Consider the following 14005-nt stretch of genomic DNA (forward strand, 5'->3'; position numbering starts at 1 on the left):
CACGCCGCGAACCTCGCGACAGTCGTTCCTTCGCGGCGAGTTCCCCGGGGGCCCGGGCGAGTTCACCGGCAAATTGTCGACCCGCAATTCACATGAACTGGTCCGACTCGTTCGAAGATCATCCTCTTTAGGTGCGGTCGAGAATCAGTCGAGTGGCTTCTTTCGGTGCGTCCCATTGCGGAAAGTGACCGCATCGCTCGAACCAGTGCAGAACGGCATCGGGGAACAGTTCCGATGCGCGCGCCGCTTGCTTCGGCACTGTCACCAGATCTCGTCGTCCCCAACCGATTGTGACCCGCCCGGGCACTGTGCCGGACGAGGCGCCTTCCTGCTTCGGCCCGTGGATGAGGGCGTTTAGAGCGGCCTGGGTCGACGGGGAGTCGGCGAGCCCGCGTACGTCGGGCAACACGGTGTCGCGCGAGAGTGCCCATGGCCGCGCGGACAATTGAGCGAGCAGCAGGGTCCTTCCCGCAGGGTTGCCGAGAAGTGCAGGTAGGAAACGCCGCAATATGTTGACAAGGGCTATGGACGGCCGGAGTGTGGCGCCGAAGACAGCGCGTTCGCGGTCGCTCCAGAAACCGCCGGGGTCGAGTGCCACGGTGTCGCCGCCGACTCCTCGCCGCGCGAGTTCGAGGACGATTCGACCGCCCATGGATTGACCGGCGGTGGAAATGCCACCCAGATCGTGTTCGCGAATGAAGTCCGCGACGGAGTCGGCGAGAGCAGCGATCGATACTTCGCCCGTCAACGGCGGCGTGTCGCCGAACCCCGGTAGGTCGACCGCGATGACGTCACGGTGTTCCGCCAGTTCGTCGATGATCGGGGACCAGGATCGCCATCCGACGCCCAAGCCGTGCACCAGCAGCAGCGGGCTGCCATGTCCGAATCTGACATAGTTCAGCGTCATACAGTCGACGGTACACGAATGCCCGGTCGATGAACGGGCTTCGGAAGACCGATGACAACCGCTCACCGAGTGTCCCAATTCGACCTCTCGCCGGGTACCGACCGTTCGGGGCCACGTCACCGAGTTCGCGGCCGAGGCACCCTGGTACCACGGGGATAGCGCCACGGTCGGATGGTGGACGGGTGGGACGAGGTACGCGTTCGCTGACGATCGCGAAATGTCCGAGAGGCGACAGCGCGTCCTCGGGTTCCGGCTCGTCCCGCGGTGAGAACGCACCCCCGGCACCATGCACGTGCCGATGATCGGCGAATTACAGGCACTGGCGAATGCTGTCCGGTTGTGCGTCAGCGATCACGCGGCGACGGTCGACTTCGCCGGGAGCAACAGCCGATGCGTCGGGTGAGGCATGCCCGCGCCGGCACGGGTCGCGCGGAAAGAGATTCGGGTCGGGTTTTCCCTCAGTGGCCCGTTCTCATCGGGCCGGTCTTGTGCGGACACGGTCTCGGCGACGGCGGTTCGCATCCATAGATCGATGAGAGAACGGATCGATTGGGACCGAGTCACCCCGCGCCGACCCCACCATGCGCGGGCACGTCGACGATGGTGTTCTGCGTACGGATACCCCTGGGGAGCGGTGCAGTGGCGCATCCTGGTCATGCAGCCGGGCGACCTAACCGCATCTTGCGCGGTGGACGCCGCAGGGCACCGCATGCCCCCGCCACCGGGCCACTTCCAGCACCGATGAGTGGTCGGACTAGAACTGCGGGACGATGTTCTGCACCGCCCATGTGAGGCTGGATGGGGACGGGAATGCAATCGACTGCGCGTCGGTCGGAGCGAGCGGCACGTAGTCGCCTCGTTGCACCGCGGCGAGGGCCGAGATGCCGGGTAGTGCCCGGAACTCGTCGAGAGCGGCGGGCTGACCCGTGGCGATGACGAGATCCGCATCGTTGTTCGACAGGTCCTCGTAGGTGATCTGCGCCCGTCCCGGAATGGAGCTGGTCGGCAGCGCCGTCGCGTGATCGGTGGGCCGCATCCCGAGGGCGTCGAGGAACTGTGCACCGGCGTCGTCGGTCGAGTTCACGACGTACACACCACCCTCGGTGGGGCCGACGAAGAACGTGAACGTGCGGCCCGCGAAAGCGGGGTTCGCTTCGGCGGCAGCGGAGATCGTCGATTCGGTCTCCTCGATGACGCGCTCGCCGTCGGCGGTGCGACCGAGCGCGCCTGCGATGGTCCGTGTGGCCTGCTGCCATGTCTCGGCGGATGGGGTGCTCGCGTAGTGCACGACGGGGGCGATCGCCGACAACTGGTCGTAGCGGGTGTCGAGCCCGAACGCTTTGGTGCCGACGATCAGGTCGGGTTCGTAGGACAGCACGTCCTCTATCGTCAGGTCGGCGTTGGCGCCCTGGAGGAATGCGGGTGCGTCCTTCCCCGCCATCGCTGCCTCGGTCCAGGGTTGAAATCCCGACTCGGCCGTCGCGCGGGCGGTCGCGACCGGTGTCACGCCCAGTGACAGCAGGATGTCCGCGTCGGTCCACGACAACGCGACGACGCGTGTCGGTTCGCTCTCGACGGCGGCGGATCCGAGCGCCCCGTCAGTGGTGGTAGGGAACGATGCAGCGGCGCCTGCGGTCCCCGTCGGCGACGCCCCGGTGGGCTCGTTCGACGAGCAACCTGCGAGCGCTACGGCGACGATCAGGCCAACGAGGAGTCTTCGCATACCGGACTATTTTAGGGTCCGGTCGTTCGCCACGGGGGTGCTACCTCGACCACCTGCTCCAGTCGAACGGTCACTACGACTGCCGCACAACCGGGCCTGTGGAATCGAAGCCGATGAGAAGACGGGTACAGCAGGCACCATACGGCCTGTCGTGGTTATCTGACAGGTGTGTTCAGGCAGCGGAGTCGTCGAACGCTCAGCAGTGGTCGTCGAGGCGAGCCACCGAGAGCTGGCGTCTACGGCTCACGGTGCGTTTCCCCATGGCCAGCAGTGCGTGTGGCGTGGTCAGCAGTGAGTGCGGCGTATGACAGATGATGACGTGTGGTCCGGAAAGCACGCGCGAGCGCACGATGCCCCGGTCCGGTCACTCAATGCGTCGGTGTTGCGATGGAGGATCGACACTGCACGGTCCATTCCACTGTTCGATCCCGACGACGGCGGTGACGCGGCTCGCTGTCTGGTGCTGCTGGAGTCTCCGGGGCCGAACACGATGCGTCCGGGCGGGACCAACATGTGTTCGTTCGACAATCCAGATCGAACGAACCCCGTGCTGAAATCGGTGTTCGCCGACGCGGGTATCGACCGGGTGCAGTGCGTCAAGTGGAATATTGTGCCGTGGGCAGTGCTCGACGACGCCGGTTATCCGGTATCGCCGACGGCATCCGTTCTCGGTGAGGCGGGCCCATATGTCGGCGAGCTTATGGCCTTGCTGCCGAAACTGGAGGTGGTTTTCGTTCTCGGTGCGAAGGCTCTCGATGGCTACATGCGCGTCATCACCGCATCTGCTCCCACCCGCCTCCTCCCGGTGATAGCGGCACCGCACCCCTCGGCTCGCAACGCACACGCGCCGGCGGCTGCTCGCCAGCGGTTGATCAACGCAGCATTGTCGGTCGCAACGCACCTGGAGAAGGCACCTGAACCCCGGACTGTGCTGAGGTAGGGTGGATCGTGCCGCTGCTGCCTCCGACCGGTCAGTCCTGGTAGGGCTGGCGTTCGCCGGTGTCGGTGTCGATGTCGATCACCTCGTCCGGGCTGTCGGGGTGGTACTGGATGATGTGTGGTTCGGCGGCACCCCGGCGTGCACCGTCTCGATATGAGAACCAACATCCCGCGAACAGCACCACTGTCATGATCGCTGCGACGACGGTCCAGCCCTCGAACCCGCCGGCGAGGGCAGTGAAAAAGGCCCCCGCAGCAGCTGTTCCCGCCATCAGCAACAGCTAGGCCAGATAATTTTCGGTGACTCGTGCCCAGACGCGTCCGCGGCGGCCCCGTCTCGGGGTATCGGAAGTCGGTGTGTCTGCATTCGGTGTGCTCATCGATCGACGCTGTTCGTTCGGTATCAGCGTTTCGAGTGGGTACTACCCGGCGGTCGGTTCAGCTGGGTTGAAAAAGTTTTCCTTGCACGCTGCCGCGGAGAGTGTGGGCGGCGACTGTGCCCCAGGCTGCGAGCAAGGCCGCATACAGTCCGATTGCAAGGGCCTCGATCGCGGCCGACCCCAGAGCGCCGCCGAGGGCAGTGGCACCGGTGACGCAGGTGCCGATGGGGAAGGTGAACGACCACCAGGTCAGTGAGAATGTCAGTCCCTTCTGGGCGGCATGGATGGTGAGGGCGGTTGCGAGGATGAACATCAAGACGCCGAAGCCGCCCATCGTCAGTCCGTACAGAATGCCGAACACGTGCAGACCGGTTGCGACGGAGGCCGTCTCGCCGGTGAACACCAAGGGTGCATCGTTGCCGAGAAGGTTCGCGGCGGTGATCGATTGACCGATCATGCCGAGGGTGATCCACACCGTCGGTGCTGCCTGGACCGGCGGGATTCCGCCGTGGACGAGCCGTCCGTAGATGAGCGTCATGGTCAGCATTCCGATGATCAGTGACAGCCCGAACATCGCGTAGCAACCGGACAGCATGGCCAGGCGCCACTGCCCATCCGCGGTATGAGGGAGCAGCAGCGCACCGGTGGAGGCGGACACCATCGGCGGTACGACGGGCATCAACCACGCCGGGAGTGCGACGGCGGTCTGGTGATCGTGGGCGGTGATCATCAGGTAGGGCACGAGAATGCTGGTGATCAGCCCGAGGGCTGTGCCAGCGGTCCACAGGACGGCAAAAATCACGGTTGCGGGCCCCGCTCCGATGACGTCTTTGCCCAGCAGCATCGTCCCGGCACCGACGGTCAGCAGCGCCATGGGGGGTGCGCCGTAGAACTGCACCATCACCGGATGCGCGGCGTGCTCACGCGCATACTGCCGGTGTCGGATCCAGTGCACTGCGAAGGCACCGGAGAGTGTGATCAAGGCGACCGACGCTGCGATCCACACGATCGTTGCGAACACGTGCAGCCCGGGGATGTGGGCGGGCAGGGTGGCGGCGGCGTTGGCGACGATACCGGTGCCCATGACCGAGGCGAACCAGTTGGGCGTGATGTGTTCGAAGATCTGGCCCGGGTGGTCGAGGTCGGAGAGCACCGGCCACTTGCGCGGCCGCTCGGTATCGTCGCCGCGCCGACACGTGATGGAGGAGCGGTGCAGAGCTGTCGTGGTCATGACTTCCAGCGTCGTCGCACACAGTCGTCACCGGTAGACACCGACTACCTGGCCGGTCCCAACCTCAGGTTATGACTGCGGGGATCTGAGGGCGACGACGAGCAGGTCGCTCGACGGTCCTCGCAGTTCACGGCCCGCGGGCCACACGGCACGCAGGAACCGGCGCAGGTCGAGCCCCTCTGTGTGAACGCGGGCCAGTGTTCCGGCGGCGATCTCGGCGGATACCGCGAGGGAGCTGAGTACGGCCGGTGCGAGGCCGCCGATGACGGCAGCTTTGATGGCAGTGGTGGAGGACACCTCGAGCAGTGGCGCGGCGAGTGGGCCTGCAGTCCGGAGCGCACGTTCGAGCGCGAGACGTGTGCCGGACCCGGGTTCGCGGGTGACCAGCGGTGTCGCGGCCAGTTCGCTCGCCGTGATCGTTCGTCGAACCCATTGATGATCGGGGGCGACGACGACGACGAGTTCGTCGCGGGCAACGTCCTTCGAGTGGAGTCCGCTGGGCAGATCGGGGCTTTCGACGAATCCGATGTCGGCGCGGCCGTCGAGCACCGATGCGGCTACGTCGACAGAGTTTCCGGAGGTGAGAGTCGGTGTGATGGAAGTGTCGTGGGAGCGCAGTGTGATGAGCCATCGCGGTATGAGGTATTCGGCGATCGTGAGGCTTGCGGCGATACGAATGTGGCTGTGGCGGTCGGTGCGCAGCATTGCGATGCTCGTGTCGAGCTCGGCGGCTTCGGCGATGACGCGCTCGGCCCAGCCGGCGACCAGTTCGCCGGTTGCGGTGAGGGTGGCACCTCGCTGCCCGCGATGCAGGAGTGCTACCCCGACGCGGCTTTCGAGTGCTTTCAGGCGTGCGCTCGCCGCTGGCTGCGACATGCCATGCGCAGCCCCTGCGCGTCCGATGCTTCCCAGCTCGGCGACGGACAGCAATAATTCGTAGCTGATCAGGTCGGTCACATGGGTCGGCAGGGGCACGGTGCCAGCGTAGAGACTGCGATCGTAGTGGGCACGGGGCCACAGGCGCGTTTGCCGGGAAAGTCCCCATTCGATGCTCAATGCTCGCGGGAAGTGGAACGGGGTCGCGGCACTGGATCCCGTGGTTCGTTCACCCTCACTGACGCCACCTGCTTTTATCCAATTCTCGTCACCCAGGATTTGCCTTGGTTCGTGCGAGTTGTTTCGAACCTCACCGGTGCTCTCGCAGCGTGAGCTGGGACAAGGCAGGGGATGAGTCGGACGTAGGCGACCATTCCGATCAACTCCACCAGTGTCTGCGTCACCACGACCACGGAAGCAAGAGACAGTGCTGGTGGCAGCGCGAGCGCCAGCGGCAGTACGACCCACGAACTTCGGGTGGCGCCGGAGAAGATCAAGGCCCGAGCGTCCGGGACGTCCTGGCGGGTCACTCTGGCCGTCGCCCATCCGACAACCGCCATGATGACCAGGAACGCTACGAAGATCGGCACCGCGGCAATCAGCTGGGAGCCTTCGGAGCGCACTGCGTCGATCTGCGACGCCACGACGACGGCAAGAGTGGCCATCATGACCGGCACCAGCGCCGCGCCCAAGACATCCATGATCTGTGTGCCGAGTCGGCGGCGCGTCAGGATCTGCCTTCGGCCTCGGTGATACCCGTAGGGGGTATTGCTTGGTACGGTGGCAACGTGTGTGACGGTGCTCGGCGACGATCGTCGGCCTCGTCTGCGCTCTCGGTGCTTCGGACGGTGCTGATCGCGCTCGGCGTGGTGCTGATGCACACGACCCTGCCCGTCCCCACCGCCGCGGCCCACGACGCGATGTCCGCACCAGGGCCGGTGAGCAGCGTGGTCGCCCACCACTCTGCTGACACACACACCGTCGACGTCGAGACGGCGGCGGCGCATATGCCGTGCCCGAGCGGCCACGACATGGTGCATCCGTGCATCGGGACGGTCACGTCTTTCCCTGCGATGTCGGTGCCGACCGGGACCGCCGAGCTCATGCCAGCACTCGACACCGTGTCCGACCGCGTTGTCGCGATCGTGGCTCGGGCAGGTCGTGCGCCCCCGTGGGCTGTGCGCTCGCTGGACAAGTCGGTACTTCTTCGGGTGTGACGGGGAGTCCGGGGCCATGGCGCTCCGGCGGATCGCAGGCAGATCCACCTCGTCTTTCGTTCGACACACCTCAGGAGTACATCCATGCGCATCAACAGAAAAACAACCACTGTCCTCGCCGCCGCGGCGGTCGGCATCACCCTCCTCGCCGGGTGTAGCGACGACGGATCGGACACGTCGATGGAGGGCCACTCGATGGGCTCGTCCACCTCGATGGAATCCTCGTCGGCGCAGTCCGCGGATCCCGCCGCGAACTTCACCGACGCCGACGTCATGTTCGCGTCGATGATGTATCCACATCACGCGCAGGCCGTCGAGATGGCCACCATGGTCGACGGGCGCACGACGAACCCGGAGATCGTCGCCCTGGCAGGGGAGATCGCCGCCGCCCAGAAACCCGAGATGGAGCAGTTGACGTCGTGGTTGGCGCAGTGGGGTCAGCCATCACCGTCGTCGGACGCGAACTCGATGGAAGGTATGGACCACGGATCGGGCAGCGGGATGATGACCGCACAGGACATGGACTCGCTGATGGCCGCGTCGGGTGCTGACTTCGACCGGCAGTGGCTGACGATGATGATCGCCCACCACCAGGGCGCGGTCACGATGGCGGAGAAGGAGATCGCTGACGGCTCCAATGCTGACGCGGTCGCGATGGCCCGCACCATCGTCGAGACGCAGAACGCCGAGATCTCGCGTATGCAGCAGCTCCTGGGCTGACCGAGAACCCGGCCGGAACCGCAGTTTCGGGTCCTGTTCGACGAACGACGCAGCCCCGCATCGATGTCGATGCGGGGCTGCGTCGTGTCGGAGGGTGCAGGTCAGTCCTGCGGGGTAGCAGTGCCGGGCCGGAGGTCGAGTCGGCGGAGCAGTTGGGCGTTGGCGGCGACGATGATCGTCGACAGGGACATCAGTATCGCTCCGACGGACATCGGCAGGACGAACCCGATGGGTGCGAGCACACCGGCGGCCAGCGGCACGGAGAGCAGGTTGTATCCGGCGGCCCACCACAGGTTCTGCTTCATCTTCCGGTACGCAGCGCGGGAGAGGTCGACCACCGACAGCACCGAGCGGGGGTCGTCACTGGCGAGGATCACCCCGGCGGACGCGATCGCGACATCGGTGCCTGCACCGATGGCGATGCCGACGTCGGCGCGGGCGAGGGCGGGGGCGTCGTTGACACCGTCACCGACCATCGCGACCTTCCTGCCCTCGTCCTGCAGGTCCGCCACCCGCTGCGCTTTGTCCTCGGGGCGCACCCCGGCGAAGTAGCGGTCGATACCCAGCTCACCGGCGACCGAGGCGGCGACCGCGTCGGCGTCGCCGGTGATCATGACCACCTGCACCCCACGGGCGTGCAGGTCGGCCACCGCGGCGCGGGACTCGGGACGGATCTCGTCGGCCAGTTTCAGCGCTCCGATCACGGCGCCGTCGCCGAGGACATGCAAGATGATCGCCCCGTCCTGCCGCCACCGATTCGCCACACCGAGCTCGGACCGGTGCTCCTGCTCGAGCATCGCCGGACCACCCACCCGCACGGCGGCGCCGTCGACGACCGCGGACACCCCGACCGCGGGGGAGGACCGGAAGTCCTGTGCACGAGAGACATCGAGCCGACGGCTCTCGGCGGCGGCGACGATCGCGCGTGCCAACGGATGCTCGGAGTCCGCTTCCGCGGCGGCCGCCAGCGCCAGCACGTCGTCCTCGGTGCGTCCCGCGACGGCCTCGACGCCGGTGACGGCGGGTTCGCCGCGGGTGAGAGTGCCGGTCTTGTCGAACAGCACGGTGTCGACGGTGCGCATGGATTCGAGTGCGAGGCGGTCCTTGATCAGGACGCCGCCGCGTGCGGCGCGTTCGGTCGCGATGGACACCACCAACGGAATCGCCAGGCCCAGCGCGTGGGGGCAGGCGATGACCAGGACGGTGATCGTGCGCACGACCGCGTCGTCGGGGGAGCCGAGGACGGTCCAGGCGGCAGCGGTGAGAACGGCCGCGCCGAGGGCGAACCAGAACAGCCACGCCGCGGCGATGTCCGCGATGCGCTGCGCCCGCGACGTCGAGTTCTGCGCGTCGCTGACCAGTCGGCGGATCCCGGCGAGAGTGGTGTCCTCCCCGATGGCGGACACCCTCACGCGGATCCCGGAATCGGTGGCGACGGTGCCGGCGACGACGGTGTCCCCGTCGCTACGGCGCACGGTGCGCGACTCGCCGGTGATCATCGACTCGTCCATGCTCGCCGCCCCGGAGACGACGACACCGTCGGCCGGTACCCGGCCGCCGGGGCGCACGACCACCACGTCCCCGACCTGCAGATACGCCGGATCCACGACCGTCACCTCACCATCGGCGTCGACCCGCTCCGCGGTGTCGGGCAGCAACGCGGCCAGCGAGTCCAGCGCCGACGTCGTCTGCGCGAGCGATCGCATCTCGATCCAGTGCCCCAGCAGCATGATCACGATCAGCAGTGCCAGCTCCCACCAGAAGTCGAGCTGATGATCGAGCAGACCGACGCTCGCACCGAGAGACGAGACGAACGCGACGGTGATCGCCAACGCGATCAACAGCATCATTCCCGGTGTGCGGCTGCGGATCTCGCCGACCGCACCGGTGAGAAACGGGGAGCCACCCCACACGAACATGACCGTGCCCAGCACGGGGGACACCCACCCGATCCAGGAGCTGTCCGGCAGTGAGTACCCGAGGATCATCGCGAACATGTCCGACGCTGCGATCACCGGAACCGCCAGGACGACCATCACCCAGAACAACCTGCGGAACTGGCCTGCATGATCGCCGTGGCCGCCGTGGCCGCCGGCCATGTCGTGATGGTCGTGATCGTGCGAACTGTCCGTCCGGACGGTGGCCGGTGATGACTCGATCATGTCAATTCCTCGATTTCGAAGGTGTTGCTGTGCAATGCCCTGTACCGGTCGGAGATTCGGATGTGCCGTAGTCCATCGCATCGCTGCGGTCGGCTACCCGCTGTGTCCTGCTCCGCATCGATACCCCCAGGGGGTATATAATTCAGACCATACGCCACTCGGTCGGCTGTGGGAAGGTGTGCCGTCTCACTCGGTCTCGGTTCCTGCACGCATCGGATCGTGCAGCTGACGCGATTCCGCACCCTTCTACGGCAGTATCGATGAACACCGGGATCACGATGGTGCCGACGGTTTTGTTCTCGGCCAACCGGATTGCCCGCCCGACCGCCTGAACGATGCCGACCTCCGAGCCTCGTGGGTCGATGAAGGCGACACCGTCGAGGGTGGGGACGTCGACGCCCTCGGCGAGACATCTGGCGTTGGCCAGCACGCCGCGTTCGTCGTCGTCGAGTTGGCGGAGACGCTGAAGCTTCACGTGGCGTTCACCGGACGACATATCACCGGAGGCGAACCCGGCCACAATGTTCCGGACGGTCGTTCTTCTGCAGGCATCCAGTCGAGAACGTCGGGCATCTCGGCGGCGAATCTCTGTGCTCGCAGCACCCGCGAATGGAAGCGATGACCCGGCGGAGGTCATATTTGCGCATGGCTTTGGCCAGCCCGATCCGGCTGTGGTGTAACCGGTCCGTGGTAGCGATGAGGAGGCGATAGTCGAACCACTTCCTCGACGACTCGGAGAGGACCTTGTCGACGTCGCGCTTCGTGACGGCGTGATCGGGGCTCTACGCCTTAACCTGAACCGCCCAGGCCTTCCCGACACTGTCCTCGACCACGAGGTCGATGCCGGCGTCGCTGCCCCACCTGTGCTCCCAGTCGTCCCACAGCCAAACCTCCCGAACCGTGAGTCGGTAGTACGGGTCGTTCTCGAGGTACCACTTGCAGATGCGCTCGAACTGCCTGCCGCGGATGTGATTGTTTTCGGAGAGGCTGTCGTAAAGGGTAGCGAATGTGCCCATTCCGAGAACTTCAGCTGGCCGTACCGACTGGTTTGTCGCCCTCGCGTAACTACTCGAATGACTCCTCGGGACCGTTAGGGCGCAGATCCTGCGCCACACCACCCAGGAGTTGCGCGGATCAAACTAGTTGAGAGAGCTGGCGCGAGTACTTCCGACGAGCGTCCTCTGCGGCTCCGGCAGACCTCCGGTCGAGCTTGGCGGGTTGTCCTCGGAGGTGAGGTCGTTCCCACGCATTGCACTCGGCCGGTGTGGGCCTTCGTTCAGCCGCGTTTGCTAGTGACGCGATCGTGAAGCCGAGTCGCGACTCATTGACGCGTGACCGCAACTGTCATGCGGCTGGACCCGCGTCTGCTGCCTTGTCGATCAACGAGATACGATGTTCACCAGGGTAATACGGACTAGTCGAGTTCGACGTAGGGGATTCTCGGTGTCACGAGAGTGTCACAAGTCTGGACTGACGGAGGTGGACCGGGGCGGACGCTGATGGACGAACACGCAGCTCAGACCGGGTTTCGTGAGTCCAGGTGAATTCACCTGATCGGGCCGTCGAAGCCTTGTAAGCGAAAGGTCGTCAGTTCAATCCTGACAGGAGGCTCTCGATATGCCTCTGACCAGCACGAATGCTCCGAAAGAGCCTGATCTCACCTCTCGTTTCACGACTTCCCCCGGTACGTCCGTGCAGGTCCGCCACGGTCCAGGTGCGTCCGGTCACCTGCGAGAACTGCCGAAATGCGGCTCGATGTCACGAGTTGTCACAACTCATTCGTAACTCGTTCGATGGACTCGGGTGGACGTCGGTGGTGGTGGGTGGACCTCGACACCGAAGAGTCCACGACAGTCTGCGGATGCCCGCGGACTTCCGTGGACGGGAACCACTCGCTTCACGTCCGGTTGCCAAGGGCGTGGACGTGTGCGGACGTCAGTGGACGTGCGACGTTCGATTGCCGGAGCCTGGATCAACCGACAGTCACCGGGCCGAGCCATGTGGGTGGTCGTTGCTGTGACCATTGGCAATCATTCGCCACGGCATAGCTGATCGGGTGTCTGAAAACCGTTGTGCAACAGCAGAGTTTGTGTCACTGGCGAGAATGGCGACAAACGTGCCTCGTTGGGCGCCGCAGCTCTACCGCCGGACGAGGTCACCGCACAGACTCTCGGGGACGACCACGTCACCCACTCCATGATCGACCGACTCGCTCGGATGCTCGGCAGGGCACCGTGGCCGCCGACACGCTCGTCCGGCGACACCAGGACAGCGAGGCGGTGAACATCGCCATCGGGATCCTCGCCGCCCGGCACGGCTGCACCGTTGCGGTGGCCTCGGCGAGGTCTCGCCGTCGGGAGTCGTTGTGCCGACGAGTTGTTCGACGAAGTCCTTGACCAGGGAGTCCTTCAGACCGAAGACGATGTCGTGGCCGAGAAGGTCGTCGCCGCGGCCGAAGATGTGCGTGTCCTGCGTTCGGGGCTCGGGAGATGACGAGCCAGAGGATAAGCGCCACCTCCGACAGGATCGTCGCCGCAAGAACGGCGCCATCCGCCCATGGTGTTGGCGAACGACCAGATGGTGCTGGTGGACAATGCGAATGCGCCGGTGGCGAAGGCGCCGATGAGCTGGTCCCTATCTCAGTGACACGCGCAGCGGCAGGGATTTCCAGGATCGCATCGTGTTGTTGAGATGTCGCTCGGTTTCGCCCGCAAGGCTGATCGTGGAGATCCTCGCGGCCAAGGCCGTCAGAAGGACTTCGGCTTCCAGTCGGGCGACATGTTGCCCGACGCATCGATGGATTCCCATCCCGAAACCGACATGTCCTGAAGGATCTCGGGTCAGATCGTAGCTGTCGGGCGAATCCCACCGACGGGGATCGTGGTTCGCTGCACCCAGAGACAGTAAGACTTTGGCTCCGTCCGGCACATCTGTGCCGTCGATCGACATGTCGCGCGTCGCCGTTCGATGGAAGGTTTGAACAGGAGAATCCCATCTGATTGCTTCATCGAACGCCGTGCGTGCTCGAGTGGGGTCGTCGCGCAGACGCATCCATTGTTCAGGATGTGATGCGAGGGCGTACAGAACTGCCGCCAGACCACTCGCCGTGGTGTCGAACCCAGCTGACAGCAGGGACCGTACAAGGATCGGCGCCTGCTGTTCGGTGATGTCCCCGCGGTCGGCAGCGGACCACACCTGCGCGCCGAAACCGTTGTCTGTGAGGTTCTCGCGTCGGCAGTGAGCCATCGTCCACTCCACGGACCCAGCCTCGTGGACCTTCTGTGCACTGGCTTTCATCAGCGCGCTGTCGAGAGGTCCAACGGAGTTGAACACGAAGTCGCCCAGCGGCAGGAGATGTTCACGACCTGTATCTGGTATGCCGATCTCGTCGGCAAAAATTTTCAGTGGCAGCGCGTTCGAAAGAGCATCGATTCCGTCGAATTCCGTGGAGTCCGAGAGTAGTTCGTCCACCAAGCCCTCGGCGGCGATCGACCAGCTTGCTCGAAGTTGCTGGACGGCTGGTGCTCCGAGAATCTTCGACAGCACCAGGCGAGGCGCATCGTGGCGAGGCGGGTCTGCCTCGAGAAGGGGGCTCGGCGGTCGGATGGGCTTCTCGAAACGGAAGTTCGCAATGCCGACGCCGGCTGACGATTGGTACGACTGCCAGTCCGTGAGTGCTGCACTCACGTGGTCGAATCGACCCATTGCATAGACACCGTAGCGCTCGAGATAGACGACCGGGCCGGTCTCTCGCAGATGGCGATGGAATGTGGACGGATCGGCCAGGATCTCGAGGTCGTACGGGTCTGCGTCGCTCACCGGCGCTCGGGAGGATGTAGACATACGGTCA

The 14005-nt window shown here is 65.2% G+C and carries 13 protein-coding genes and 1 pseudogene; 3 read left to right on the top strand and 11 right to left on the bottom strand.

Translation table 11 applies throughout. From position 1 onward, the window contains the following. Window positions 1-127 precede the first annotated feature (127 nt). Both HQ603_RS00175 and HQ603_RS00180 read right to left on the bottom strand, forming a co-directional pair. The gene (locus HQ603_RS00175; protein ID WP_222682406.1) at window positions 128-907 is read right to left on the bottom strand and encodes an alpha/beta fold hydrolase; all 780 of its coding nucleotides are present in this window, start codon (window positions 905-907) and stop codon (window positions 128-130) included. A 754-nt stretch (window positions 908-1661) separates the two neighbouring features. Continuing rightward, entirely contained in the window at window positions 1662-2630 is a 969-nt protein-coding gene (locus HQ603_RS00180; RefSeq protein WP_222682407.1) for an ABC transporter substrate-binding protein, read from the bottom strand. 319 nt (window positions 2631-2949) lie between these two features. Between HQ603_RS00180 and HQ603_RS00185 the strand changes: the two genes are divergently transcribed. Further along, on the top strand, window positions 2950-3570 hold the full coding sequence (locus tag HQ603_RS00185; protein ID WP_222682408.1) for a uracil-DNA glycosylase: 621 nt from the start codon (window positions 2950-2952) through the stop codon (window positions 3568-3570). Between the two features lie 31 nt (window positions 3571-3601). On the opposite strand, the gene HQ603_RS00190 is transcribed toward HQ603_RS00185, so the two are convergent. From HQ603_RS00190 to HQ603_RS00205, 4 genes are all read right to left on the bottom strand, one after another. After that, window positions 3602-3841 (bottom strand): hypothetical protein, encoded by a 240-nt coding sequence (locus tag HQ603_RS00190; protein WP_222682409.1) that lies wholly within the window; start codon window positions 3839-3841, stop codon window positions 3602-3604. A 166-nt stretch (window positions 3842-4007) separates the two neighbouring features. Further along, a complete protein-coding gene (locus HQ603_RS00195; protein ID WP_222682410.1) occupies window positions 4008-5180 on the bottom strand; it encodes a TDT family transporter in 1173 nt (390 codons plus the stop codon). 69 nt (window positions 5181-5249) lie between these two features. Beyond that, window positions 5250-6155 carry a LysR family transcriptional regulator gene (locus HQ603_RS00200; RefSeq protein WP_308126283.1) on the bottom strand — a complete coding sequence of 302 codons (906 nt, stop codon included), beginning with the start codon at window positions 6153-6155 and terminating at the stop codon, window positions 5250-5252. Window positions 6156-6310: 155 nt separating this feature from the next. Beyond that, window positions 6311-6757 carry a hypothetical protein gene (locus tag HQ603_RS00205; protein WP_308126284.1) on the bottom strand — a complete coding sequence of 149 codons (447 nt, stop codon included), beginning with the start codon at window positions 6755-6757 and terminating at the stop codon, window positions 6311-6313. Window positions 6758-6904: 147 nt separating this feature from the next. On the opposite strand from HQ603_RS00205, the gene HQ603_RS00210 reads away from it, so the two are divergent. Then, on the top strand, window positions 6905-7273 hold the full coding sequence (locus tag HQ603_RS00210; RefSeq protein ID WP_222682411.1) for a hypothetical protein: 369 nt from the start codon (window positions 6905-6907) through the stop codon (window positions 7271-7273). Between the two features lie 84 nt (window positions 7274-7357). Further along, window positions 7358-7993 (top strand): DUF305 domain-containing protein, encoded by a 636-nt coding sequence (locus HQ603_RS00215; RefSeq protein ID WP_222682412.1) that lies wholly within the window; start codon window positions 7358-7360, stop codon window positions 7991-7993. Window positions 7994-8094: 101 nt separating this feature from the next. Here the strand turns inward: HQ603_RS00215 and HQ603_RS00220 are convergent, their stop codons facing one another. The 5 genes and pseudogenes from HQ603_RS00220 to HQ603_RS00230 form a co-directional block, all read right to left on the bottom strand. Beyond that, window positions 8095-10155, bottom strand: a complete 2061-nt coding sequence (locus tag HQ603_RS00220) for a heavy metal translocating P-type ATPase (protein ID WP_222682413.1) — start codon at window positions 10153-10155, stop codon at window positions 8095-8097. Window positions 10156-10297: 142 nt separating this feature from the next. After that, a complete protein-coding gene (locus tag HQ603_RS18720) occupies window positions 10298-10675 on the bottom strand; it encodes a helicase-related protein (protein WP_308126285.1) in 378 nt (125 codons plus the stop codon). Window positions 10676-10937: 262 nt separating this feature from the next. Beyond that, window positions 10938-11171 carry a restriction endonuclease gene (locus tag HQ603_RS18725; protein ID WP_261767241.1) on the bottom strand — a complete coding sequence of 78 codons (234 nt, stop codon included), beginning with the start codon at window positions 11169-11171 and terminating at the stop codon, window positions 10938-10940. 1394 nt (window positions 11172-12565) lie between these two features. After that, window positions 12566-12782 (bottom strand): annotated as a pseudogene (locus HQ603_RS19165) (hypothetical protein); the annotation flags it as partial. A 7-nt stretch (window positions 12783-12789) separates the two neighbouring features. Then, the gene (locus HQ603_RS00230) at window positions 12790-13998 is read right to left on the bottom strand and encodes a cytochrome P450 (RefSeq protein ID WP_222682414.1); all 1209 of its coding nucleotides are present in this window, start codon (window positions 13996-13998) and stop codon (window positions 12790-12792) included. Between the last annotated feature and the right edge of the window lie 7 nt (window positions 13999-14005).

The organism is Rhodococcoides corynebacterioides, from assembly GCF_019834675.1.
GTDB classification, from domain to species: Bacteria; Actinomycetota; Actinomycetes; order Mycobacteriales; family Mycobacteriaceae; genus Rhodococcoides; species Rhodococcoides corynebacterioides_A.

Excerpts from the sequence above, each read along its gene's own strand:
- HQ603_RS00175 (WP_222682406.1), bottom strand. The coding sequence starts at position 907 with ATGACGCTGAACTATGTCAGATTCGGACATGGCAGCCCGCTGCTGCTG.
- HQ603_RS18725 (WP_261767241.1), bottom strand. The coding sequence starts at position 11,171 with ATGGGCACATTCGCTACCCTTTACGACAGCCTCTCCGAAAACAATCAC.
- HQ603_RS00205 (WP_308126284.1), bottom strand. The coding sequence starts at position 6,757 with ATGGATGTCTTGGGCGCGGCGCTGGTGCCGGTCATGATGGCCACTCTT.
- HQ603_RS00190 (WP_222682409.1), bottom strand. The coding sequence starts at position 3,841 with ATGGCGGGAACAGCTGCTGCGGGGGCCTTTTTCACTGCCCTCGCCGGC.
- HQ603_RS00195 (WP_222682410.1), bottom strand. The coding sequence starts at position 5,180 with ATGACCACGACAGCTCTGCACCGCTCCTCCATCACGTGTCGGCGCGGC.
- HQ603_RS00220 (WP_222682413.1), bottom strand. The coding sequence starts at position 10,155 with ATGATCGAGTCATCACCGGCCACCGTCCGGACGGACAGTTCGCACGAT.
- HQ603_RS00215 (WP_222682412.1), top strand. The coding sequence starts at position 7,358 with ATGCGCATCAACAGAAAAACAACCACTGTCCTCGCCGCCGCGGCGGTC.
- HQ603_RS00180 (WP_222682407.1), bottom strand. The coding sequence starts at position 2,630 with ATGCGAAGACTCCTCGTTGGCCTGATCGTCGCCGTAGCGCTCGCAGGT.
- HQ603_RS00230 (WP_222682414.1), bottom strand. The coding sequence starts at position 13,998 with ATGTCTACATCCTCCCGAGCGCCGGTGAGCGACGCAGACCCGTACGAC.